This is a genomic window from Candidatus Liberibacter americanus str. Sao Paulo (assembly GCF_000496595.1).
In the GTDB taxonomy this organism is placed as follows: Bacteria; Pseudomonadota; Alphaproteobacteria; order Rhizobiales; family Rhizobiaceae; genus Liberibacter; species Liberibacter americanus.
The window spans coordinates 714,992-739,481 of record NC_022793.1; the positions used below are offsets into that span (position 1 = coordinate 714,992).

Sequence of the window (24,490 nt, forward strand, 5' to 3'; positions counted from 1 at the left end):
AGCCTAAAAAAAGTCATTGCCGTTGATCAATTAAATGAAAGTGAAAGAAAAACTACTTTTACCTACTTTTAATCAAGTTAGCCAGTACTGTTGTTTTAATATGCCTTAACTTAATAAATAAAGTGGAAATTACATCCCTATATTATAGGCTCTTTTCATATTTTTATACTGTTTTTTTTGCCACTAAAATCAAAAAAATATTTATGATTTTAATTCATAAAATTACCATCATTAACTCCATATATATATCAATTTATATCTATTATATTTTATATTTTTCATCTAAAAGTTGCTTCTTAAAGCATTTGATTATAATATTAAAATAAAATATCCTGTTTTCAGAATAGGTTTTTGGCAATTTATTTTATATTGTTTTTATAATGTTATGATGAAAGTGATTTTTTAGATAGAAAATAATCTATATTTTGTTATTTAATACTAATTAAGGATCAAATAATGTTTAGCTAGTTGATTGAACAAGTAATTAAGTGTAGAGTCTAGTTTAATGTATTTTTGGTAAATTTAGGTGTTATTGTGGCAGCAGTACAAGAAACAATCAATAGAGTTAGCAAAGTTGATGTGGACCAGTATAAATATGGTTTTGAGACAGATATTGAAGTCGAAAAGTCATCTAAGGGTCTCAACGAGGAAATAATTAGATTTATTTCTGCAAAGAAACATGAGCCAGAATGGATGTTGGAGTGGAGATTGAACGCATATAATCGTTGGCTTGAAATGAAAGAGCCTTCTTGGTCTAGTGTTAAGTATCCTCCTATTGATTTTGAAGATCTGTATTATTACGCTGCTCCTAAAAATTTTGTTGGCCCGAAATCTCTTGATGAAGTTGATGCAGATTTGCTCAGGACATATGAGAAATTAGGAATTCCTTTGCGTGAACAAGAAATTTTAGCAGGAGTACAGAATTCTCAAGTTGCGGTTGACGCTGTTTTTGATTCAGTATCAGTCGTTACAACTTTCAAAAAAGAGTTAAAAAAAGCAGGTGTTATTTTTATGTCGATTTCAGAAGCGATTTCTGAATATCCAGATCTTGTAAAAAAATATTTAAGTTCGGTTGTGCCTGTATCAGATAATTTTTATTCAGCTTTAAACTCAGCTGTATTTACTGACGGATCATTCGTATATATTCCTAAAGGTGTTAGATGTCCAATGGAATTATCTACTTACTTTCGCATAAACGAAAAGCAAACAGGTCAATTTGAACGTACTTTGATTATTGCCGAAGAAGGATCTTATGTATCTTATTTAGAAGGGTGTACAGCACCACAGCGTGATGAAAATCAGTTGCATGCAGCTGTTGTTGAATTGATTGCATTGGATAATGCTGAAATTAAATATTCTACAGTTCAGAATTGGTATCCTGGTGATGCGCAAGGGAAAGGCGGTATCTATAATTTTGTAACAAAGAGAGGAGATTGTCGTGGTGTAAAATCAAAAATATCTTGGACGCAGATAGAAACTGGTTCAGCTATTACATGGAAATATCCTTCTTGCTTGCTTCGAGGAGATAATTCTTGTGGGGAATTTTATTCAATTGCAATTTCTAACGGTTATCAGCAGATAGATAGTGGAACTAAGATGATACATCTTGGGAAAAATACGACTAGTAGGATTATTTCTAAGGGTATTTCAGCAGGATTTTCTAATAACACGTACCGTGGTAGAGTCTCTATACATCGTAATGCTGCTAATTCTCGTAATTTTACACAATGCGATAGTTTATTGATTGGCAATAATTGCGGGGCCCATACAATTCCTTATATTGAGTCAAAAAATTCTTCTTGTAATTTAGAACATGAGGCAACAACTTCTAAAATATCTGATGAACATTTATTTTATTGTTTGCAGAGAGGTATTCCTGAGGAGGCTGCTATTGCTCTGATTGTCAATGGATTCGTGAAAGAAGTATTGCAAAAATTACCTATGGAGTTTGCTGTAGAAGCACAGAAATTGATCGGTATTTCTTTAGAGGGATCAGTTGGATAAATCTTTTTATTCATACTTGATGTTTATTATTTTATGACTTGTTTAAATGGAAATATATTATGCTTGAAATAAAGGGCCTTCATGCTAAAATAATAGATAGCGATACTGAAATTATTAAAGGTCTTGATTTAAAGATAGAGACAGGCGAAATAGCTGCAATTATGGGTCCAAATGGATCTGGGAAGTCTACTCTTTCTTATATTTTGTCGGGCCATAAGGATTATATAGTTACATCTGGTGATATTCTTTATAGAGGAGAGAGTATTTTAGATTGTGATATTGCAGATAGAGCATCAAAAGGCATTTTCCTTGCTTTTCAATATCCGGTAGAAATACCAGGAGTTGTTACGATGAACTTTTTAAAAACTGCATTAAATGAACAGAGAAAAGCATGTAATAAAGAAGAGATATTGACACCAGATTTTATACGAAAAGTTAGAGAAATTGCCGAAGATTTGGGTATTGGCATGGATATGTTAAAACGTACGTTAAATGTGGGTTTTTCTGGGGGTGAAAAGAAAATAGCTGAGATTTTGCAGATGCGTCTTTTGGAGCCTAGTTTATGCGTTCTTGATGAGACGGATTCAGGTCTTGATATTGATGCTTTAAAGGTTGCTGCTAATGGGGTTAATTATTTTCGTTCTAAAGATCGTTCCTTCCTAATTATTACACACTATCAACGACTTTTGAATTATATAAAGCCAGATACTGTACATGTTCTTTATAATGGAAGAATTGTCCAAACTGGGGATATGGACATTGCAATTGATCTTGAAAAGAATGGTTATGCTAGATTAATTAAAGAATTTTCTTCGCAATAAATAAAAAAGGAATAGATGTGGAGAATTTAACAAAAGCAGAAAGCATATTTCTTCAAGCATGTGATTCGGTTTGTAAAAAGAATTATAAAAATAGATCAGTTGCTGATTTCCGTAAAAGTTTATTGCGTGATTTTAGTGCTCAAGGCCTTTTTCCAACTCGCAGAATTGAAGATTGGCATTATACAGATTTAAAAAATCTTTTAAAAACATTTCCTTCTTCCGATGAAGATAGATCTAACTTCTTTAAAAGAGATTTTAAATGCCTTGTCGATGAAAGTATAAGATTGCTTGTTGGGAGTGGAAATTCTGTTTATTCTTTTTTAGAAAAAAAAGGAGTTAAATTAGTTCCTTTTTCTCAAATTATAGCTAATGAAGATGCAGAGTATCTTTGTTTAGATCCCATTGATAAACATGATGCTATTGGTTATATAAATTCGCTTTTAGTTCAAGACGGTTATAAGTTGATTATTCCTGATGGATGTCATTTAGACGTTCCAATTGAATTGCAAGCTGTGCAATACGGCGGTCAAATGCATCTTCGTTATCCAATTCATTTTGGAGTTGGGTCTACGTCAACGGTTATTGAGCGTTATATATCACCCAAAGATACTTCTTCATTAATATCTTCTATTTCAGATATAAGGGTTTGTAGTGGTGCAAAAGTTGTCTGGATTATTTTTCAAGATCAAGGAGTATCAGATATACATTTAGGGCAAACTCGTATTGTCTTAGAAGGAGGTTCCTCATTAAAAATTTTTGTTGTAAATACTGGAGAGGGGCTTGTTAGAAGGGAGTTATCTGTTGCAGTTGAAGGTGAAAATGCCGATTTTATGTTAAGGGGAATTAGTTTATTAAAAGGATCAACCCACAACGACTTATCTATGTTTTTAAGCCATAAAGTTCCGAATACTAGTTCTACAGCTATAGTTCGTAATATTGTTTTAGAAAAAGCTAAAGGTGTTTTCCAGGGAATGATACGTGTATCTCCTGAAGCTCAAGGAAGTGATGCGCGTATGCTTTCTAATACTATTTTATTATCTGATAAGGGAAGTTTTTCTGTAAAACCGCAGTTAGAAATTTTTGCAGATGACGTGCAATGTGGTCATGGTGCCACTATTTATGATATTAATCATGACCATTTATATTATCTTATGTCTCGTGGAATTTCAAAAAGCAAAGCCTATATTATGCTTTCTCATGCTTTTATATCTGAGATTATAGAAGATTTAAATGATGAATTATTGGAAAAACATTTAGAAGAAATATTATTGTCCTGGATGAATATTAACTTTAGATCATATGAGGATGTTTTATGACTTTTGATGTATATTCTGTTAGAAGAGATTTCCCTATATTATCTCGTCTTTATAAGGATAAGTCCCTAATATATTTCGATAATGCTTCATCTGCTCAAAAACCTAAGGATGTAATTGATTCTATGGTTCATACTTATAGTTATGAATACTCAAATATACATCGCGGATCTTATTTTATGTCAGATAAAGTAACTTTCGCATACGAGAATGCTCGTAGTAAAATATGTGATTTTATGAATGCTTCTTCTAAAACAGAGATAATTTTTACAAAATCTTCTACTGAAGCGATTAATATTGTGGCTTATGGATGGGCTTCTCATAATATTAGTGAAGGTGATGAAATTGTCTTATCTGTTATGGAACACAATTCTAATATTGTTCCATGGCATTTTTTGCGTGAACGCTATGGTGCTCGTCTCGTATGGGTGCCTGTTGATGAAAATGGTTGTTTACAAATTGATGAATTTAAAAAATGTCTAACTGATCGTACCAAACTAGTTGCAATTACTCATATGTCAAACGTATTAGGTACACATGTTCCGATAAAAGATATTTGTCATATCGCGCATGAACGCAATATTCCAGTTTTAGTTGATGGTAGTCAAGGATGCGTTCACATTTCATTTGATGTGCAAGATTTAGATTGTGATTGGTATGTGATGTCAGGACATAAGCTTTATGGCCCTTCTGGTATAGGTATTATATATGGCAAAAAACATCGTCTTGAGGAGATGTATCCATTAATGGGTGGGGGTGGCATGATTTCCGAATTGACACAAGATATGGTTTCTTATTCTGATTTGCCTTATCGATTTGAAGCAGGAACGCCGCCAATATCTCAAGCAATTGCTTTTGGTAAATCTATTGATTATATGGAAAAACTTAATCGGGAGTCTATTTTTTCTTATGAAAGAGAGCTTGCGCGTTATACAAGGCAGCGCTTAAAAGAAGTAGATGGTTTGAGATTAGTAAATGATGCAGCTGAAGATTCTCCTATTATGTCATTCCAACTTGGAAATATCTCTCCATATGATCTTTCAGTTTTTTTAAGCGGCTTAGGTATTTGTACTCGTGCTGGAATGCATTGTGCTAATTGTCTATTGCAATTTTTAGGAGTTAAGTATCTATGTCGTGCTTCTCTTGCAATGTATAATACTCGAGAGGAAGCTGATAAATTTGTTGAGGCTTTAAAAAGTGCTCATAAATTTTTTTCTTAAGGTTATATAAATGGTTTATGATGAGAAGACTATTGATCATAAAAATATAAAAAAATCTTCTATTCCAGCAGATGATCTAGAGCGTATTTCATCTGATATCATCTCTGCTTTAAAGACGGTATATGATCCTGAAATACCTTGCGATATATTTGAGCTTGGCCTTATTTATAAAATTGATATTGAGGATGATTATATTGTTAAAATTTTGATGACTCTTACTGCTCCTGGTTGTCCTGTAGCAGGAGATATGCCTAAGTGGATTGAAGATGCTGTTAGTGCGGTTCCAGGTATAATGGGAGTAGAAGTTGAGTTAACTTTTGATCCTCCTTGGTCTGCTGATCTTATGTCGGAAGAGGCGAGAATTGCGACAGGTTATTATTATTGATGACATAAAAAGATTTTTATGTCATTATATCTGCCCGATTAATCTAATTTTAAGCAATAAAATTGATATATAAAGCATTTAAATCTCATGGGATAGATTAAAAAAATGATAGGTGATGTAGTAAATATTACTGAAGCTGCAGTATCTAGAGTTAAAGATATTGTTAAAAGTTCAGGCAAAAATGCAAAAGGTATTCGTATTTCTCTTAAAAAAGCTGGATGTGCTGGTTTTGAATATACTGTTGATTTGGTTTTTGATCATTCTAAAGAAGATGATTTAGTAGAGAAAGATGGAGCAAAAATATGGATTGATCCAGTGGCACTTCTTTATATTATTGGTATGGAGATTGATTTTGAAAATACGAAGTTATGTTCTGGTTTTGTTTTTCGTAATCCAAATCAAATATCTGCTTGTGGATGTGGTCAATCAGTAGAACTTAAACGTGCTGATCTTGTAGAAAAATTTCATGATAAAAATTGCTGATAGCATGTTTTATTCAAAGTAGTATTTATTATTATGAGAGAATTATTTCTAAAAAGACTTCGCTTTTCTTATCGTTTTTTACTCAATATATTATAATCTTGCATTATAGGATTTTTTATATGGATAAAATTATGCAGTATAGAAGGTGAATTATTTAAAACATCGATAATTATCAATTTCTATTGCCTTTTTAATAAAAGGAGGGAAGTAGTCATTTTCATTACGTTATTCATGGGATTGAAACATAGATATAAGCGGTATAAGCAAGATAAAAGAGTTATGAATCATTAATATTATAATCAAATTAGGCATGTTATTGTTAATAAACTTAAGTAAGTTAAACATTATCAGTTATAATATTTTTGATAGGAATTTTATCCTTATTTAAGAATTAATCATATATTTCTGGATAGACATGACATATGTCCATTGTTTAGGATATTGCTTATTATAGGAGCATCACCACAAGCTAGAGAGCAACAATAAGATCAATAAAAAAATTCAAAATATGCATTATTATAATAGAAGCATTATCATTATCACTTTTTGAGTTCAATAAAATAATAATAGTTAGCAACAGAGCTCTTACATCGTGTTATACATCTGGTGAGGTTGAAGTATTCAATGAATTTCATATTATTTGCTTTTCTTATTTTATAAGTTATAGATAAATAATATTCGATACAACTGTCTTTTATACCACACATTAATTGAGATAGATAATTCTACATCTTAATAATTAGGCCATTATTTATTTTTTTAATGATTAATATCTCTTAATTGTTCATCTTATCTTCTTTCTATATTTATATCGGGAGCAATTCTTACATGTTTTTCTTGTATCTTTGTTGCGATATTTTTAAAGCAATTAATTAATCCCTCAGTGTTTTTTACAGCATAGAAATGATTTTCAGAAGAGGCGCATTTTTTCAAAAGATATTCTTCTGCTTTTTTATTAGCATCTACAGATATAGTATAAATCTCCATACCATTTTGGCCTTCTTTTGCCTTATTACATATATGTAAAGTCATATCATCTATTTCTTTTGTTGTAATTGCATTGTTAAAATGTTCATTGACACCATCTGTCATAAATATGATATATCTTTTCAATCTATCTTTTTCTATTAGATTATGAGCAATTAATTCTCTATTATAATCTGATAAACTGTCATAGGCTTCTGCCATAGCTTTAGATGAATCTGTGCCTGGGAATTGGTCTACCGTCATTTTATCAATTTTACTTTTAATATAATCAAAACTACTTGATATAGCTACAGTGTTTTGTCTTATTACTAAGCCACTATAAGGGATTATTCCTATACGTGCTGATAATTTTTTATCCATCGTTGATACTTTAATTGTTTCAACAAAATCATTGGCTGCAACTTTTAAAGTCTCTACTTTTGTAGTTTTATGGCTAATACTTAAAAATCTTTTAAGGCTAAAAGATTTTTTTTGTTTATTGCTATCAATAACATCTTGTTTCATCCTCCCTATCATAGAACCAGAGAAGTCAAGAACCATTTGTATTGAAACTCCCTTTCTTTTAGAGGCTTGCTTAATAACTCCACTACTAATGCATGATATTTTAGGTATATTTTTTGTTATAATTGATCCTAAGATTAAATCTTTTCCCTGTAATTGATATTCTGATTTTATTTGTATTGTATAGTGAGCAGGATTAATTCTATGTACCTTAATGTCTATGTTTGCATTTTCTGCAATTTTTTTTGCATCGTTAGAAGGTAATACTCTTGATATATGGAATCCTGCAGCTTTCCTTAATATATCTTCAGTTTTTTTTTTGTCTAATTCATTGTTAATTACCATTGAGGAAGATCCAGCGACAATAGAATTATCTATAGATTCTTGAATATCACTTTTAATTTGGTAGACTCGTGAAAGATCTATAACAAAAGCAGTTAGAAAAAAAATAGACATTATTATAAATACGCTTATAATTTTAAATAAACCGCATTTATTTTTAAGGAAAATGCTTATTTTATCTAATGAAATATTTTTATTGAATGTATACATATAGTCCCTAATATCTAACGTTAGTAATTGAGTTTTTGATATTATAAACATATATATTAGGACACAAATTATAGTATATATGTATTATACTATAAAAATTTATCCTTTTTATGATTAAAATTTCTGCTATTTTCGTGATTTATATTGTATATTTGAAGTTATTATTATAATGTTATGTAATATTTATTACTAATTTATTACTAATAAAGTATTTTTAATAATTAATTTATTTTAAATTAATTATTTTATTAAATGATAATTTAAAATATAATAAATCTATATGCTCGATTTATATTAAATATAATAATATATACTATAATCATTTTTTACTGTATAAGATTTGTCTTAAATCATCTAAGAATAGCTAAAAATATTTTTTATATATTAATTTAATACATATTGTATATTAGTAATAAGCACATTTATAATATTTGGTATGATTAATAATAAACTGTGATTATCAATTTTCCGTCTGTGTTGATGGAATATTTAAGTATGATACACTCTAAAATAGTGTTATCATATTGAAAATATACTAAGATTTAATTTTAATTATATATTTAATATAACTTAATCAAGTTTATTTATATGTATTAAATGTATGTTTTTTATTGTATAAGTTGACAAATTAATAATCCAATTTTAAAATTCGCTTGTTTTAGTATATTTCTTTCATTTCATATAGGAAATTATATTAATTATCGTATTTAATTGATAGATTTTTTGATATGTATTTCAATATTATTTGGTGATGCCTATTGGTATAAAAATACTGTTAGTAACTATACCTTATAAATTATGCCCGGTTGGTGGAAATGGTAGACACACTTGGTTTAGGTCCAAGCGCGAAAGCATGGGGGTTCGAGTCCCTCATCGGGCACCATATGATGATTAAAATAGGTGATAGGGATAATTTTATACCCGATTTTATATAATGTAATTTATCTTTTGTGTATCAAATACCTTGATATGCTTGATTTATGGGGACCTATATAAAAACTATAATGATTAGGAAACATAATTTATATGTTTTACGTGTTAGGAATAGTTTTGCTATTTTTGCATATATTCCATATAAAATAGTTGTTCTTCTTTTTTGTGTTTGGATTTTTACATTAATAAAAAGTTATATATAAGTTTTTAGTAAATATATTTAATATATGCTGATGGTGATGGAAATGATTTATGCCTGATTTTTTACTTGAAATTTATTCTGAAGAAATTCCTGCACGTATGCAATGCAAGGCTACGAAGGATTTAGGTGACCTGATAATAGGTTATTTAATTGAATCAGGATTAATGTATGTGGGTATACGTAGATATTGGACACCACGTCGTTTATCTATTTATATAAATGGTATAGCAAAATCATCTCCTGATAAAAATGAAGAAAGATTAGGTCCCAGAGTAAATTCAGATAAAAGAGCAATAGATGGTTTTTTACGCTCTACAAATTTACAAACAATTTCTGAATGTGAAGTTAAGACGGATTCTAAAAAAGGTGATTTTTACCTAGCAAAAATCAAAAAAAAAGGTCGTTTAGCAGAAGAAATTCTAGAAGAAATCGTTCCTTTAGCTGTACGTAAATTGCATTGGCCAAAATCGATGCGTTGGGGTACTATGAACTCTTCTAAAAATTATTTATCTTGGATAAGGCCATTACAGTCTATTATTTGTATTCTTACTTTTGAGAATGGTGAAAGAAAAATTATTAATGCTAATTTGGAGAACATACCTTTTGGCGATATTACTTATGGACATCGTTTTCATTCACCTCAGCCAATAAAAGTTAGATGTTTAGATGATTATGTTCAAGGATTAGAAAAAGCAAAAGTACTATTGGATCCTAAACGTCGTCGAGATATAATTATAAATGATATCAATCAATTAGTACTTGCTTCTGGATTAGAACTTGTAGAAGACAATGATCTATTAGAAGAAGTAGTTGGTCTTGTAGAGTGGGTGCATGTTCTGATTGGTTCTTTTGATGAAAAATACCTTTGTCTTCCAGAAGAATTAATTCGATTGACTATTAAAACACATCAGAAATGTTTTGTTACGCGTAATCATCAAGGAAAATTATCTAATCATTTTATACTTGTCGCAAATATTCAGGCGTATGATGGTGGATTGGCTATTATTCAGGGTAATAGTAGGGTTATAGCCGCTCGTCTTGCAGATGCGTTACATTTTTGGCGTCGTGATCAAGAAGATTTGCAGAATATTCCTTCTTTAGAGAAGTCTGCTATTAAATTTAATCTTGACCTTTCTAAGCCTCTTGATCAGCGTATGGCTAAACTTGATACTTTAAATGTAGTTTTTCATGCTAAAATAGGAACACAAGGAGATAGAATATCACGTATTAGATTATTAGCAAAAGACATATCTCGCTTTACAGGTGCAGATGTTGACTTAGTAGATCGTGCAGCAGTATTGGCTAAGGCAGATCTTTGTACGGAGATTGTAAGAGAGTTCCCGGAATTACAAGGGAAAATAGGGTCGGAATATGCTGCTTTACAGGGTGAAGATGAATCTGTAGTTATTGCTATTGAGGAACATCTAAAACCGCGTGGTCCATTAGAAAATATTTGTAAAGATAAGGTCTCAATCACATTGGCATTGGCTGATAAAATAGATATTCTTGTCAATTTCTGGGCTATTAATGAAAAACCTAGCGGATCAAAAGATCCATATGCACTGCGTCGGACAGCTATTGGTATTATCCGTATTATATTAGAAAACAAAGTTCATATTTCACTATCTGAATTTATAGAAGATCAATATCTTATTTTGTTTTTACATGATCGTCTCAAGTTGCACCTGCGTGATATTGGAATTTGTTATGATCTTATAGAAGCGATATTTCTTCCTGATAATTATAATATTTTGATCATAGTTGATTTAATTAGTCATTTAAATGACTTCATAGAAAGTGATAAGGGTAAAAAATTTTTATTATCTGCAAAACGTATTTTTAATATTATTGCATCAGAAGAAAGAAAAGGACAAGATATATTAGATTATATTGATCCTAAGAAGTTTAGTTTAGAGCCTGAGCAAGAGCTTTATAACATTCTATCAATTGTCAATGAAGATATTAAGGATATAACAAATAAAAGAAACTATTATAATATAGGTGATATTCTTTTTTCTCTTCATAAGCCTATTGAAGTTTTTTTTGAAAAAGTGCTTGTAAATATAGACAATCAAGAAATTCGTGCAAATCGTCTTGCACTACTTAAATCTATCCAAAACTGCATAATGATGTTATTTGACTTTAACAAGATAAAATAGTCATTAAAAACGATAATTTACTGTAAAATCAATGATGAACTTGAACTTTTGATATATATTTATATAGAGATGTTTATCGAGCAATATATATAAATAATGATTTATAATTATATTATAAAGCATTTTTCGAAACTATCTACATAGTGCAATACTTGATTATTTTTCTTTGTTTTAACTTAACTAATTTCTTAATAATCATCTAATATAAACATTTGATTTATTGTATATATTGTTTTTAATTAAAATCACTTTATTTGCCTTTGATTTGCTATAAGCCAAATTTACTTAAAGGAAGGGGTATTTGTCATAAATAGTATAAGTTTGTGTTGTGAAATAGAAAGAAGAAAAGTCTTTTATACGTTGATGTATTTACGGATAAAAACTTTAACAAGATGATTATCTACAATATTTGTTCTTGAGATTTCTAATAAAATCAATGATTGCTCCTACTAGAAGACCCATCACAGAATCTTTTTTTTTTTAGCATCAGCCAATAATAACTCTGCTTCTGCTTCTCTTCTTAACACCAGTCCTCTCAATACTTTTCCGCCAGCTTTATTCCATTTTTTGCATTCTTTAGCTGCTTCTTCCCAATTTTCTTCATCTACTCTTTGCCTAAAAGTACTACGACGGTAGTTACCAATACCAAGATTAAATACAAAATCTACAATTGCTGATATTTTATCATCATCTAATGTTTCAATAATAGGAGAAACTTTTAAAACTTGATCTAAACGTTCTTGTATATCTTTAAGCAAGATCTCTTCTGCTTGTTCTTGTGTTATCTCTAAGCCTTCTGTAACATTAGATCCGGTATGTCCATAACCAATTGTCCATACGCTAGCAGAGCACTTATACGCTTTTAACCTTAGCCCTTCAAATCTTTTGATTAATTCTATTAATTGTGGTGGAAGCATGTCAAAATCCTTTGTTGTTAGTTAATGCCAGTAGGTGGTTTTAAATATGTTCCGATAATATTTTCTTGTATCATCAACCTATCACTTGGTTGATACCAATTTAGAATCTTGCGTTTCTTCTTTTGATCCAGCTTTCACGCTTCTCTTTTTCATCATAATTTTAAGCGTTATGCGTATACTTCGTCTTTTAATCTTTTCATTTGATAGGTGGTTTGACACTATAATCAATTATTTCATAGTTATAAGAAGTAACCACCTTTTTTATATCCCTATAAATCAATACAACTATTATATACATTGATTTGAAAATACATGGGAACGTAATATGGGAGGTTATCTATCTCTAGTAGATCTATGGAAAGGATTTTTATCAAATCCAATATTCCCACTAACTTTGTAAAATTTTATTGTTTATCAGGATATTGAGGTTGTATTTTTTGTTTATAGATTGATTTTTTTGATTTTATATACTCTATGCACATACTAATCGCTTTTCCTCCTTATATAACTCCCAAATGATAAATTGTATTTTTATACACAACATTTATATATTGATGTGAAAACGTATGAGGATCTTAATAGGAGTATAGTTATTGATATAGTATAAAAATTATAATATACATATTTTATATACTGTAAACTCTATTTACTATTATTGTCAATAATTTAATTATTGATTAGTTAATGCTTTTATTAATATTGATTTAATTAATATTGAGCAGATGTTAATTGAAATTTTTAATATTTAAAACATAGGCTGAAATATGGTTCTATTTATTGATGTAAAAAGTGAGGAAATTAATTAATAAATAATACAGTAAAAAAAATAATCTTAGTTTATATTTTATTTTGGATTAATAACAAACTAAATTATTGATTTTTATAGCTATTTTATAATAATAAACTTTATTCCAATCTTTTAACAGGTGCTGAAGTAATCCATTCTGTAGATATGCGTTGATCAATATAATTAGAACATTCATTTATAAGATCATCTACTTTATCAATGAAAAAATGATTCGCATCAGGAATAACTTTGTGTGTTATTACAATACCTTTTTGATTCATTAGTTTTTCAACTAATTCTTTGATTTTAGTTTCATCTGCAACTGTATCACAACTTCCATTTATAATAAGACCTGATGAAGGGCATGGTGCTAAAAACGAAAAATCATATGATCTAGGTTGAGGAGAAATAGATATAAAACCTTTTATTTCAGGACGGCGCATCAAAAGTTGCATACCAATCCATGCTCCAAAAGAATAACCAGCTATCCAACAGTGCTTGCTTTCAGGATTAAGATTTTGAACCCAGTCCAAAGCTGCAGCAGCGTCGGATAATTCTCCTTCACCGTGGTCAAATTCTCCTTCACTTCTTCCAATTCCTCTAAAATTAAATCTTAGAGACGAGAAACCTCTTTTATGGAATAGGTAGAATAGCTGATAAACAATATTATCGTTCATTGTTCCACCAAATCGTGGATGAGGATGAAGAATCAAAGCGACAGGAGCGCTTGGATTTTGAGAAGGCTGGTAACGGCCTTCAAGACGACCATCTGGTCCATTAAATACTACTTCAGGCATTTAAATCAACACTTTCGTTATTGAAAAGTTTATAATAAATTTGGCAAAACTATTTTATTGATATAATCTTTAAAAAAAAATCACGTGCCAACATAATGTTTCCCATATTTAATAGCATTATTATTAATATTGCTATTAATTTTATCAAGAATACAATTATAGATTAATTATATTTTCTTTTTCAAGATAGATATACATTAGATTTATCATATAACAATTCGAAAAATGTTATTTTTGGAGAAATTAGTAAAAAAATGCAAAATAAAAGAATTTATCTTGATTGGAATGCGGCATCACCTATTTTGGATATATCCAGACAGTCTTTTATTGAGGCTTTAGATTTATTTGGTAATCCTTCATCTGTCCATATGGAAGGTCAGAAAATACGTTCTTATATTGAGAATGCTCGTGGTGTAATAGCAGATTTTTGCGGTGCAAAGTATAATAATATAGTATTTACAAGTTGTGCAACTGAATCTGCTAATTTGGTATTAACCCCTAATTTTTATAAAGGATCTCAGGAAATTAAAATAGAATCTCTATATGTATCTGATATAGAACATCATTCTATATATGAAGGAGGACGATTTCCTGCTGATAAAGTCCATAAGATACAAGTTTTGCCAGAAGGAATAGTTAATATAAAATCTCTATCTGATCTATTAAATGCTAGAGATTGTTCTTTGGGTATTCCAATGGTTGCTGTTATGTTTGTGAATAATGTAACTGGAGTGATTCAACCAATCAAAGAGATTTCAGATATTGTAAAAAAGCATGATGGTATTTTAGTTGTTGATGCAGTACAAGCAGCTGGGAAAATATCTATTGATATAGATGAGCTAGGAGCTGATTTTCTAATTATTTCATCTTACAAGATAGGTGGTCCAATAGGTGCTGGAGCTCTTGTTTTTCGAGATGATATTTTGTTTCCGAAACCATTATTGCTGGGAGGAGGTCATGAAAAAGGTCATCGAGCGGGTACAGAAAATTTTCCTGCAATTTATGGATTTGCTGCTGCTGCTAAGGAAATGGCTAATAATATACAAGAACGTTCTGATGGTATTTCTAAGATCATGTATTATCTAGAAGAAAATTTGAAAAAATTAATTCCAAATGTTATTATACACGGGAAAAATGTACCTCGTGTCTCTAATACCTGTTGTTTTAGTGTGCCTTATTTAAAGGCAGAGGTTTTACAAGTTTCTCTTGATCTAGCAGGTATCGCTATATCTATAGGATCAGCTTGCTCATCGGGAAAAGTTATAAATAATCATGTTTTATCTGCTATGGGATATGATATGTCATATGGTGCTGTACGTATTTCTTGCGGGCATTCAACCCGACAGGAAGATATTGAATTTTTGTTGAAAGCGATTAATAATATAGTAAATTAATTTAAGATTTAGGTCTATTTTTGTTTATTATAAAGTACTTTTAATATAAAATAACTTATAATTGAAAAATACTATTTTAATAATCAGAGTTAAGTTATCTTACTTTTAAAGTTCGCTATCAAATATCTATTAAAATGAAACAAAAACGTTTATTAACTAATAAATGCATAATGTAATATTTATTATCAGTAAGATAAAATATCTCTTCTTTACTAAGACAAAGACAATTCATGCATCAAGTAATAGTTTTAGTATAGGTTTTGAATGGTTTTATAAAACTTTATTTATAATCAATATCTAGATAACCTTTATAGCTGAATTATCAAATAGATTTGCGGGGTCGTATTATTAGATTATAAAAATCCATGTGGAAAGATGAAAAAATAGATTATATATTGCTTAATCTGTTAAGTATTTTATTTAACATCTTTTTTAAAGATATCACTTGCCTTTATCTTTGCTATTGATTTAATCGATTAGGAAATAAGTCGGAAACTTTTTCCCTGAAATAAGGTTTACTCCTTTGAATATTATTAATTATAAGTTATTGAGCACAAGCAATATTATATATTCTATTAATTACTTGTGTAATTGATATAATATATAGTTTGATATTGTTATATATAATTCTGTAGTTTATTTATGAAGTTTTATCTTTGTGCTGGAAAGAGAATGACATCTCTTATAGAGGCAGCATTTGTTATAAGCATGATTAAACGATCAACTCCTAATCCAAGTCCACTTGCTGGTGGCATCCCATATGTCATAGCCTCTAAAAAATCTTCATCAAGAACCGTGTGCTCACCACGTTCATGTGATTGCATTACTTGTCGTTCCATACGTATACGTTGTTCTATAGGATCATTTAGTTCTGAAAAAGCGTTACATATTTCCCATCCATTACAATATGTCTCAAATCGTTCCACAAGTCGACTTTCGCCAGGTACTTCTTTTGCAAAAGGAGAAATATCCTTAGGAAAATCCTTTATATGAGTTGGATTTAAAATGTTTTTTTCAATTTTTTCTTCAAATAAAGTCATCATGACTTCACCCCATAGGGCATCTTTTTCGATTTCAATTCCAATATTTTGTGCTGCGATTCTTGCTTCTTCATCACTTTTTAAATTAATAAAATCAATACCAGTTGCTTCTTTTACTAATTGAGGCATTGATTTACATTCAAAAGGTGTTTTGAAAGATATTGTTTTTTCTCCAAATAGTATATCAGTTTTTCCATGAATATTCATCACAATATTTTCAAATAAATCTTCAACAAATTTCATCATGTCTTGATAATCTGTATAAGCCCAATATGCTTCTATCATAGTAAATTCTGGATTATGTCTAGAAGACGTGCCTTCATTACGAAAATTGCGATTCAATTCAAATACTTTATCAGTCAAACCAGATATCAGAACTCGTTTAAGATAAAGTTCTGGAGCAATACGAAGATACATATCATTTTTGAGGATATTATGGTGTGTTTTGAATGGATCAGCAGTCGCTCCTCCATATATAGGTTGCAATATAGGTGTCTCAACTTCCATAAATCCATTTTTACCCATGAAGCAACGTAAATCAGAAATTATACTACTTCTCTGTTGAAAACGTAACTTAGAATCATCGTTGCTGATAATATCTAGATATCTTTTACGATATCTTGTTTCTATATCAGAAAGTCCATAATATTTTTCTGGAATTGAATTTAGTGATTTGGTAAGCATCGTTATTTTTTTTGAATTTATTGTCAGTTCACCACGTTTAGTTCGACGTACTTGTCCTGTAACTCCTATGATATCACCTAAATCAATCATAGGTAATAATTTATAAGAAGCTTCATCTGCTATATCTTTATGCGTAAAAATTTGTACTTTACCGCTTGCATCGTGAATATCCATGAACATACCAGAGTTCCTAGAAGAATAAACACGTCCTGATATAGTAACGATATCAAATGATTTTTCATCTTTTTGAAGATTACAATATTTTTCATTTAACTCAATATTAGTTAAATCACGATGGAAATGAGCAGGATAAACTTCTCCTAATGTTTTACGGAGAATGTCTAACTTTTGAGATCTAACTTCTATAGAATTTGAGGATAAAGATAGATTAAGAGATTGACTTTTCATTTTTTTCTTTCTTATTATTTTGAACGAGCAAAGAAACTAATTTTATTGCATTTCTTATTCGATAATTAACAACCGCACGCCCTAAAATTTCAATACTATCAAAAAGTGGTAAAGAGTACTTAGAACCGGATATGGCAATAAATAAAGGTTTTACAATTAATTTAAGAGATTTTTCTAATTTTTGAGCAACATTTCGCAGTGCTATCTCAATATTTTCTCTTTTCCATATTTTAATTCCTTCTAACTCTATTTGAGATAGTTTTATAATATTCAATGTTTCTTCAGGAGTAATTGAATTATTCTCAAAAGACGATTCTGTTATATTAAGATCAGATTTAAACATAAAATCCATAATTGCAGGAATAGCACTAAAAGTAGTGATGCGAGATTGTGAAAGTTTTAAAGATCTTGTAATACGATCTTCTTCGTTTATCCATTCTGATACGCGATTCATAAACTGTTCAGAAGAAAGACGCTCTCTTATCCATCGTCCGTTCAGCCAATTTAGTTTTTGTCCGTCAAATACAGCTCCTGATTTTGGCAATTTATTAAGGTTAAATCTTTCAATTAATTCTTTTAAATCCATAATTTCATCATTTTCACCAGTCTGTATAAAGAAAATACCTAGAAAATTGATGAGTGCTTCAGGAATATATCCGGTTGCAGAATAATACGAAATGGAAGTTGGATTTTTTCGTTTTGATAACTTGGATTTATCAGGATTACGCAAAAGAGGTAAGTGGATAAATTCAGGGATAGGTAATTTTAAATATTGATAAATTAATATATGTTTTGGAACAGAGGAAATCCACTCCTCTCCTCTTGCTACATGCGTAATCTTCATTAAATGATCATCTACAACATTTGCTAAGTGATATGTTGGCATTCCATCTGATTTTAGCAGAACCTGCATATCAATAGAATTCCATGGAATTTCCATATCGCCGTAAATACCGTCTTTAAATTTACATGATCCTTGATCAGGAATTTTTAGACGAATAACATGAGGCTTATTATCCTTAAGAAAACCATCAATTGTCTGATCAGATAGTTTTAAACAACATCCATCATATTTAGATGGCATATTATTTTTGCGTTGTAATTTACGCATTTCTTCTAATCTTTCTGCGGAGCAAAAACAACGAAATGCATAATTTTTATCCAAAAGATCTTTCACATAAGGTTTATAAATATGTTTTCTTTCTGATTGACGATAAGGTCCATATTCTCCTCCTATATCAGGGCCTTCATCCCAATTTAGACCGCACCACTTAAGAGATTTTATAACAGCACTTTCTGATTCAGGGGTTGAACGTTTACTATCTGTATCTTCAATGCGAAGAATAAACTTTCCTCCTGTTATTTTTGCTAAAAGATAATTAAAAAGGGCTGTATATGCAGTTCCAACATGTGGCTCTCCAGTTGGAGAAGGAGCAACACGTACGCGAACATTAGAAGAGGGGGTCATTTTTTTCTTTCAAAAACATAAAATATATATAAAAGAGTATCTCTGTCAATTTAGGATAGAGTTATCCAATCGGTCAAGATATTAGAAACAACTGATTTAAATAAATGATGTTTTCTATCAAATTCTAATAAATATTTTATTACGATTAAGCATACTTATTCATTGTATTGTAAATACTATTGTTTTTACTAAAGATAATGCATGATAATTAACTATATGGCAACAATAGGCTCTACATTTCCAATATAATGCCGCAAACATGAAATTTGTTTAGAAACCTCAACAAGGCCTGCAAGATTTTTCTGTGTATCTTGTAAGTGTTTTGATGAATCAGGTTCATAGTAATCGATATACACTCTAAGTGTAATATTTTGAGTATCTGTTCCAGATAAACGGTATATTATTCTTGAATAATCTTCAAATACTATTCTTATACCCTGATTATCACTTATATCTCCGCTTATTGGGTCAGTATATATAAAATTATCAGCCTTTTCTATTTTTTTTCCGATAAATGAGCTTCCAACTAAAGTTAACAGTTTTGAATTCAAATATTTCATTAATGCTTGTGCATTATCTGTAGGAATATTATTATAGTCATATCTTGAATAATAATTTCTTCCATAAGTGGCCCAATGTTTATGTACTATATCCGAAAGACTCTCTCCACGTACAGCTATAATATTTAACCAAAATAAAACAGCCCATATACCATCTTTTTCGCGAGAGTGATCAGATCCATTTCCAAAACTTTCTTCTCCGCAAATTGTTATTAAACCATAATCAAATAAATTACTAAAAAATTTCCAACCAGTAGGGACTTCAAATAGTTTTAAATCAAGCTTATCAGCAACACGATCAAGAGAAGTGCTTGTAGGCATTGAACGTGCTACACCTACTAAACCAGAAGAATAACCATGTATCAAACCAGCATTAGCAACCATTATTGCTAAACTATCAGATGGATTTACAAAAATTCCCTTTCCGACAATCATATTGCGATCGCCATCTCCATCCAAAGCAGCTCCAAAATCTGCACAATTATCTGTCATCATTCTATTATATAGATCTTTTCCATGAACAAGATTTGGATCAGGGCATATCTCTCCAAAATCTTCTAGAGGAATAAAATTACGTACTGATCCTGTAGGAGCTCCCAGTTTAACTTCTAATATTTCTTTCGCATAAGGACCAGTAACAGCATTCATACAGTCAATATCTATCCGAAAACCAAAGCTAATTAAATCGCGAATAGCATCAAAATCAAAAATTTTCTCCATTAATTCTACATAATCTTCAATTGGATCAATAATTGATATATGCATATTAGAAAGCTTTTTAGTGCTAATATTTTCAATATCTATATCATCCGATTGTAATGTTTTATAAGAGCTAATTTTCATAGATTCAGCAAAAATAGCTTCAGTTATTTGTTCAGAAGCTGGAGCGCCGTTACTGATATTGTATTTTATCCCGAAATCTTGCATAGGTCCTGCTGGATTATGAGAAGCAGAAAGGATAATTCCTCCACATGCTTTATACTTACGAATAATATGAGAAACTGCTGGAGTTGAAAGTATTCCTCCTTTGCCAAGTATTACGCGACTAAAACCGTTGGCAGATGCCATCTTTATAATTTTTTGTATAACAACTAGGTTATAAAAACGACCATCCCCTCCAATCACAAGCGTTTTATTTTCACAAATTTCAATAGTGTTAAATATTGATTGTATAAAATTTTCCACATAAGATTCCTGTTGAAAAGTCAGAACCTTTTTACGTAAGCCTGATGTTCCAAATCTTTGATCCTGATAAGGAGTAGTTGGTACTGTGATAAGCATCTATTAAATTCACACCTCACTATAGATTAAACATCTTAATAATAATATCCAAATGGGAATTTATTACATCTTTTAAAGATCGATAAAAATCAATTAAAATATATACTATAATATTTTTTATAATCCCTAAAATTTAAACTACCTCAATAACCAATATACTATAAAAACGTTTACAATATAGAGAAATGTTTTCTGACTTTTAGATACTAATAAACTATTATAAGTCTTTTAATTACATAAATAATATTATTACGGTGAAATATTAACTGCCACTAATAAATTAAAATCCCGACAGATATATAATCTTCATTAGATATTTGCAATAGTTCCTTATGAAATTGATATATTTTAATATAATTTTATTTTATTAATTGTGAATGATTTTGATTTTGTTTAGGTGTCCTCAAAATTATTTTAAGGATTTTATTCATAAATAAATATTATACAAACGTTAAAGTATATATCAATTCAACAAACTAATTTCCTAATTATCACTTATGTTATAAGTAAAATAAATTAATTTTTATCGATATATTTTATATTTAAAATATATATAAGTTAGTAAACTTTATTTATTATATTTTTTTTTAACTGATGTATTATATTATTTTATTCCTATAAATTACAAGAATTATTAAGTGGGATAAATATTTGAAATCATTTCTTGGTATATGGTTACGAAATGAGAAAAATCTAGAAAGTTTTTCTCCTATCCATTTCATGATTTATTTTAGCATTACATTTGCTATTTTTATTATCATTACGATATTTTTCTCTAATATTATATTATTTTACATAGGATTATCATCATTTTATGGGCTAAAATATCTTTTAATTGAGAATATATCTTTGGTTTTTATTGCTGTTATAATGTCTTTATTCTTAGGATATCTATTTGGATCAGTGATGAAAGACTTTTTTAATTCTTATAACATGGTATCAAAATTAAGTCGTACTGATTGTCTTTCAGGATTGCTTAATCATTCTGCTTTTATTTCTAGTATTGCATCTTACAATGGAAAATTAGCAATTGTTTTTTTTGATATAGATTATTTTAAGAATATTAATGATAATTTTGGCCATTTAATAGGAGATAGGGTAATAGCTTTTTTTTCTTATCAATTGCTGAAAGATTTCAGAAATCCTATGTTAGTTGGGAGATTAGGTGGAGAAGAGTTTGCCGTTGCTGCTTTTGAATATTCAGAAAAAGAAGCAGCTATTTTAGCAGATAAGTTTAGAAATATTGTAGAAAAATCTTTCATTAATATTTCAAGTGAATATTCTATTAACATTACAATTTCTGCAGGAGTAGCAGAACGATTTGATCAAGAACCTATTTCAAAAACTTTGCATAAATCTGACAAAGCTTTATATGCAGCTAAAAAATCTGGCAGAAACCGTATTATTTGTTTTAGCGAAATATAATATAAATAAAAAGACTATTACTCTGATTTGTTATGCTTTTAAGGATTTTGGCTATCTTAAGCATTACTAACGGTAACGTTATTTAACGGGAATATTAATAGTAATGTTTTTTATTGATGGATCACTAAATGCCTCATACCTTTTCTTCCACAAAAATCGGTACTATTTATGGATAATGTTAGTTTTCACAAACGTGACGATATTTTACATGCCCTTGAAAAAGCGGGACATCAAGTTGAATTTTTACCGCCTTATTCACCCGATCTTAATAACATAGAACATAAATGGGAACAGGCTAAACGAAAAAAAGGGGAATAGGTTGTGATATTGATACGTTATTTTTTGTTTATATGTAATCAAAATTAAGTCGTTTTACTATATTAATTGAGTTTTGATAATGCATTCTGATAATCATAATGAATTAAAAAAATATAATACTTTTAGTCTTGATGCTAAGGCAAAAGCAATATATTCGGCTACTTCAGTAGAAGATTTGCTTATGTTATGGAAAAATGCACGACTAAAAGGGTGGCCTATTTTATTATTGGGCGGCGGGAGTAATGTTCTCTTCATTAGTGACTTTGATGGCTTGGTTATTTTAAATCAAATTATGGCTTTAGATATAACTGAATCAGCTAATGAATGGTTTATTAATGTTGGCGCAGGGAATAATTGGCATCAATTGGTTGAAACACTTATAAAAAATGGCATCTATGGATTAGAAAATATGGCGTTAATTCCGGGATCTGTAGGGGCTGCGCCTATACAAAATATCGGTGCTTATGGTATGGAATTTAAAGATACATGTCACTATGTCGATATTGTTAATCTAAATAATGGTCAACAATATCGTTTAGATGCCGCTGAATGTCAATTTGGTTATCGGGATAGTATTTTTAAGCATAAATATCGTGAAAATTTTGCTATTGTTGCAGTTGGTCTGAAGCTTAACAAGCTATGGCAACCCAGATTAACATATGCTGGTTTGACTTCCTTAGCAGCAAAAACAGTGACAGCGGAAACTATCTTTGACGCTGTTTGTAAAATCCGGCAAAGTAAGTTACCTGATCCATTTTTGGTAGGAAATGCGGGTAGTTTTTTTAAAAATCCCGTTATTTCTAGTATGGCGGCAAATGAAATAAAAGCCCATTATCCTCGATGTCCAGAATATCCTCAAATTGATGGTACAGTAAAGCTTGCTGCTGGATGGCTAATTGAGCAATGTGATCTAAAGGGTTATCAATGTGGTGGCGCGGCAGTACATAAAGAGCAAGCATTGATTTTAATTAATAAAAATAATGCGACTGGAGAAGATATTGTAGATTTAGCCCGTTATATCAGAAAAAATGTTATAGAGAAATTTGCTATTACACTAGAAACAGAAGTGCGTTTTATTGGTAAATATGGTGAAGTAAATGCTAAGGATGCTATTTCATAAAATGATGTAACTATTCCTTTAAAACTCATCAAAATAATTTTATACATTCAGGCGAGCAGTTGGGTTAATTACTTGGCATGACGCGAGCTGTTATTAGTAAACATATTAACACACTGCGTAAATGAGGTATTGAGGTTAATACTATTACTAATAAGGGAGTTACCAACTTACTAGAAAAATGGATTTGTTAGACTAGACTATGAGCGAATTTATGGTTTAGTGAGATGCGGAAATATAATAGTAAAACCGGTTATTAATTATACCAATCAAAATATCTACTAGAGCATTGATCAATTAAGTTCTGGTGATGCTTGTGTTGCAGAATATAAAACAGCAGGTAGAGGGAGGCATGGTCTATATTGGACTTTTCCTTTCTGCTGTAACTTTATTTATCATTTTACTGACATTTAGACCAAGGGCCGACTACTGCCATCGGTCTAAGCTTGGTTGCGGGGATTGTGATAGCTGAGACTCTTAATAAATTAATCTTTAGTAATATAAAAGTTAAATGGCTTAATGATCCTTATCTTAATGAAAAAAAGCTTGCAGGTATTTTAAATTGAAATAATAGGTAAAACTGGCGATGTGGCACATATTGTGATTGGTATTGGTTGTGATTGGTATTGGGCTTAATATTGCGGTTGTTAAATTTCATTACGGCATATAATTAGAACAGTTGAGACGAAGCTAATTATCGATTCAATGTTTGAAATTATTTTCTTAATCTAACA

Annotated in this window: 19 protein-coding genes and 1 tRNA gene; 13 read left to right on the forward strand and 7 right to left on the reverse strand. The window is 29.9% G+C overall.

Features of this window, described 5'->3' with window-relative positions; genetic code table 11:
- The first annotated feature begins 534 nt into the window (after nt 1–534).
- The 6 genes from sufB (at nt 535) to sufA (ending at nt 6,226) form a co-directional block, all read left to right on the forward strand.
- A complete protein-coding gene (gene sufB, locus LAM_RS03015; RefSeq protein ID WP_007557498.1) occupies nt 535–2,004 on the forward strand; it encodes a Fe-S cluster assembly protein SufB in 1,470 nt (489 codons plus the stop codon).
- A gap of 59 nt (nt 2,005–2,063) precedes the next feature.
- A complete protein-coding gene (gene sufC / locus LAM_RS03020; protein WP_007557497.1) occupies nt 2,064–2,825 on the forward strand; it encodes a Fe-S cluster assembly ATPase SufC in 762 nt (253 codons plus the stop codon).
- A 17-nt stretch (nt 2,826–2,842) separates the two neighbouring features.
- Nucleotides 2,843–4,141 (forward strand): Fe-S cluster assembly protein SufD, encoded by a 1,299-nt coding sequence (gene sufD / locus LAM_RS03025; protein WP_007557496.1) that lies wholly within the window; start codon nt 2,843–2,845, stop codon nt 4,139–4,141.
- Nucleotides 4,138–5,358, forward strand: coding sequence for an aminotransferase class V-fold PLP-dependent enzyme (locus LAM_RS03030; RefSeq protein ID WP_007557495.1), 1,221 nt, complete (start codon nt 4,138–4,140; stop codon nt 5,356–5,358). The genes sufD and LAM_RS03030 overlap by 4 nt, the downstream gene beginning before the upstream one ends.
- Before the next feature lie 10 nt (nt 5,359–5,368).
- Nucleotides 5,369–5,743, forward strand: a complete 375-nt coding sequence (locus LAM_RS03035; RefSeq protein WP_007557493.1) for an SUF system Fe-S cluster assembly protein — start codon at nt 5,369–5,371, stop codon at nt 5,741–5,743.
- A 105-nt stretch (nt 5,744–5,848) separates the two neighbouring features.
- Nucleotides 5,849–6,226, forward strand: a complete 378-nt coding sequence (gene sufA, locus LAM_RS03040; protein ID WP_007557492.1) for a Fe-S cluster assembly scaffold SufA — start codon at nt 5,849–5,851, stop codon at nt 6,224–6,226.
- A 789-nt stretch (nt 6,227–7,015) separates the two neighbouring features.
- Here the strand turns inward: sufA and LAM_RS03045 are convergent.
- A complete protein-coding gene (locus LAM_RS03045) occupies nt 7,016–8,170 on the reverse strand; it encodes a vWA domain-containing protein (RefSeq protein ID WP_187287986.1) in 1,155 nt (384 codons plus the stop codon).
- Between the two features lie 896 nt (nt 8,171–9,066).
- On the opposite strand from LAM_RS03045, the gene LAM_RS03050 reads away from it, so the two are divergent.
- Both LAM_RS03050 and glyS read left to right on the forward strand, forming a co-directional pair.
- A tRNA-Leu gene (locus LAM_RS03050) sits at nt 9,067–9,149 on the forward strand.
- 302 nt (nt 9,150–9,451) lie between these two features.
- Complete coding sequence (gene glyS, locus LAM_RS03055) at nt 9,452–11,560, forward strand: glycine--tRNA ligase subunit beta (protein WP_007557467.1); 2,109 nt, start codon at nt 9,452–9,454, stop codon at nt 11,558–11,560.
- 461 nt (nt 11,561–12,021) lie between these two features.
- On the opposite strand, the gene LAM_RS03060 is transcribed toward glyS, so the two are convergent.
- From LAM_RS03060 to LAM_RS03065, 3 genes are all read right to left on the reverse strand, one after another.
- The gene (locus tag LAM_RS03060) at nt 12,022–12,477 is read right to left on the reverse strand and encodes a lysozyme (protein ID WP_007557468.1); all 456 of its coding nucleotides are present in this window, start codon (nt 12,475–12,477) and stop codon (nt 12,022–12,024) included.
- Between the two features lie 81 nt (nt 12,478–12,558).
- On the reverse strand, nt 12,559–12,696 hold the full coding sequence (locus tag LAM_RS05375; RefSeq protein WP_187287987.1) for a hypothetical protein: 138 nt from the start codon (nt 12,694–12,696) through the stop codon (nt 12,559–12,561).
- A 687-nt stretch (nt 12,697–13,383) separates the two neighbouring features.
- On the reverse strand, nt 13,384–14,061 hold the full coding sequence (locus LAM_RS03065) for an alpha/beta hydrolase (protein WP_007557469.1): 678 nt from the start codon (nt 14,059–14,061) through the stop codon (nt 13,384–13,386).
- A gap of 254 nt (nt 14,062–14,315) precedes the next feature.
- On the opposite strand from LAM_RS03065, the gene LAM_RS03070 reads away from it, so the two are divergent.
- Nucleotides 14,316–15,455, forward strand: coding sequence for a cysteine desulfurase family protein (locus LAM_RS03070; protein ID WP_007557470.1), 1,140 nt, complete (start codon nt 14,316–14,318; stop codon nt 15,453–15,455).
- A gap of 650 nt (nt 15,456–16,105) precedes the next feature.
- On the opposite strand, the gene lysS is transcribed toward LAM_RS03070, so the two are convergent.
- The 3 genes from lysS to LAM_RS03085 form a co-directional block, all read right to left on the reverse strand.
- Nucleotides 16,106–17,587, reverse strand: a complete 1,482-nt coding sequence (gene lysS, locus LAM_RS03075; RefSeq protein ID WP_007557471.1) for a lysine--tRNA ligase — start codon at nt 17,585–17,587, stop codon at nt 16,106–16,108.
- The gene (gene gltX, locus LAM_RS03080) at nt 17,568–19,055 is read right to left on the reverse strand and encodes a glutamate--tRNA ligase (protein ID WP_007557472.1); all 1,488 of its coding nucleotides are present in this window, start codon (nt 19,053–19,055) and stop codon (nt 17,568–17,570) included. The genes lysS and gltX overlap by 20 nt, the downstream gene beginning before the upstream one ends.
- A gap of 212 nt (nt 19,056–19,267) precedes the next feature.
- Nucleotides 19,268–20,896 carry an alpha-D-glucose phosphate-specific phosphoglucomutase gene (locus tag LAM_RS03085; protein ID WP_007557473.1) on the reverse strand — a complete coding sequence of 543 codons (1,629 nt, stop codon included), beginning with the start codon at nt 20,894–20,896 and terminating at the stop codon, nt 19,268–19,270.
- A 651-nt stretch (nt 20,897–21,547) separates the two neighbouring features.
- On the opposite strand from LAM_RS03085, the gene LAM_RS03090 reads away from it, so the two are divergent.
- The 4 genes from LAM_RS03090 (at nt 21,548) to LAM_RS05625 (ending at nt 24,322) form a co-directional block, all read left to right on the forward strand.
- Nucleotides 21,548–22,321, forward strand: coding sequence for a GGDEF domain-containing protein (locus tag LAM_RS03090; RefSeq protein WP_007557474.1), 774 nt, complete (start codon nt 21,548–21,550; stop codon nt 22,319–22,321).
- A gap of 120 nt (nt 22,322–22,441) precedes the next feature.
- A complete protein-coding gene (locus LAM_RS05160) occupies nt 22,442–22,639 on the forward strand; it encodes a transposase (protein WP_338029013.1) in 198 nt (65 codons plus the stop codon).
- Nucleotides 22,640–22,718: 79 nt separating this feature from the next.
- The gene (murB, locus tag LAM_RS03100) at nt 22,719–23,759 is read left to right on the forward strand and encodes a UDP-N-acetylmuramate dehydrogenase (protein WP_007557476.1); all 1,041 of its coding nucleotides are present in this window, start codon (nt 22,719–22,721) and stop codon (nt 23,757–23,759) included.
- A 431-nt stretch (nt 23,760–24,190) separates the two neighbouring features.
- A complete protein-coding gene (locus tag LAM_RS05625) occupies nt 24,191–24,322 on the forward strand; it encodes a hypothetical protein (protein WP_420834416.1) in 132 nt (43 codons plus the stop codon).
- Nucleotides 24,323–24,490: the final 168 nt, after the last annotated feature.